The sequence below is a fragment of the Vibrio sp. OPT46 genome (genome assembly GCF_015163535.1).
Lineage (GTDB): Bacteria > Pseudomonadota > Gammaproteobacteria > Enterobacterales > Vibrionaceae > Vibrio > Vibrio alginolyticus.
In genome coordinates this window covers 1-1,296 of record NZ_JADDYG010000246.1, presented here as the reverse complement: position 1 = coordinate 1,296, position 1,296 = coordinate 1, and the positions used below count along the sequence as shown (strand labels likewise).

General features: G+C 37.9%; 2 protein-coding genes. Both read right to left on the bottom strand.

All coding sequences use genetic code 11. From position 1 onward, the window contains the following. Positions 1-67 precede the first annotated feature (67 nt). On the bottom strand, positions 68-823 hold the full coding sequence (locus IQR33_RS10990) for a hypothetical protein (protein WP_151514914.1): 756 nt from the start codon (positions 821-823) through the stop codon (positions 68-70). A gap of 165 nt (positions 824-988) precedes the next feature. Beyond that, positions 989-1,296: hypothetical protein (locus tag IQR33_RS10980; protein ID WP_228013855.1), on the bottom strand; the 308-nt coding region annotated here is incomplete at its 5' end.

Sequence of the window (1,296 nt, the reverse complement as noted above, 5' to 3'; positions counted from 1 at the left end):
ACCTTAATCACTAAAATCAACGCATAGTAAAAATGCCACGCGTTGCGAATCACTCTTAAACAGATTGTTATATTTTTTTATCAAAACCCTCTGCTCGACTCCATTTTTCGAAATCAGCAATATTTTTTATTAGCGCAAGTGTACTCTCATCAACTTTTTGACCAATTGATAACTGCTTAAGAAAGAACAGAATGTTCATCCATGTCTTCATATGCTTGTCACTTAATTCGGTACATAATTGAGTAACTGCCATCAAAAGTTCAAGTTCAAAGCTTGCAAGGTTCTTTGCCTCTTCATAGAAGTTACTATCAGCAGTTTCCTCAGATACCTTGGAGCTAAGAGAAACAAATAGGGTTTGATTTTCTATATATCGATCAGCATGAAACTTGAACTCTGCGCAAGTCTCTTCATGTACAATTTCTATATCTTCGAAGATACGTCTTACGAGAACCCTGAGTTGATGCCTTAAACGGCGTTCAATCTGTATTTTTCTGAGTAGCTCATTATTCTCTTGCTCTTTCTTAAGTCTAACCTTTTCAGTTTCGACTTCTTGTTCAAGCTTCGTTCTCTCAAATTCACGGATAACGTCGATCACAAAAAGGAATAATAATACCTCTATAACCATCCCTGACATCTCAGGTAACAGGTTTCCCGAAAAGTACTCCCACAGAGGGTAAGTTACAGACTGTCCGACAGACTCTTTTAGTGGATATACTTCAAGTGTAATTCTTAACAAACTTAAGAAGAACAGTATTAACCCAATATACACATTCTGCATTGCTCTACTTGAGTCGAAAAATGCACGGAGAATCGTTCTTCTCACTAAATAAACCTCTTTGATCCCGCTGAAGCTGGAAAATATAACGCCCTGTTAAGGTGTGAGCAACGCAATACAAATGCCGCCGCATACAACCTTAAACACCAAAACCAACGCATAGTAAAAATGCCACGCGTTGCGAATCACTCTTAAACAGTTTGTTATAATTTTCTATCGACTAAACCTCTGCAACATAGTATCAAAATCAACCACTGAGGTGCCTCCAGATGTTTGAGATAGATTCATAGACTTGGCAGATTCATTGACAACCCAACTAGAACCACCTTGTGGAAGTTGACTCGAGTAAAACTCATACAGTTTTTGACGACCATATTTAACTTCAAGTTCTGATATAACCGCCATTATATGGTTGTAAACAACCTTTCCAAACCCGATAGCTTCGTCTACGGATGGAATGTAACCTTTATGAATTACTTTATTTCTAAAGCCACGATCATTGCTGCTTAGCTCTGGTGGTA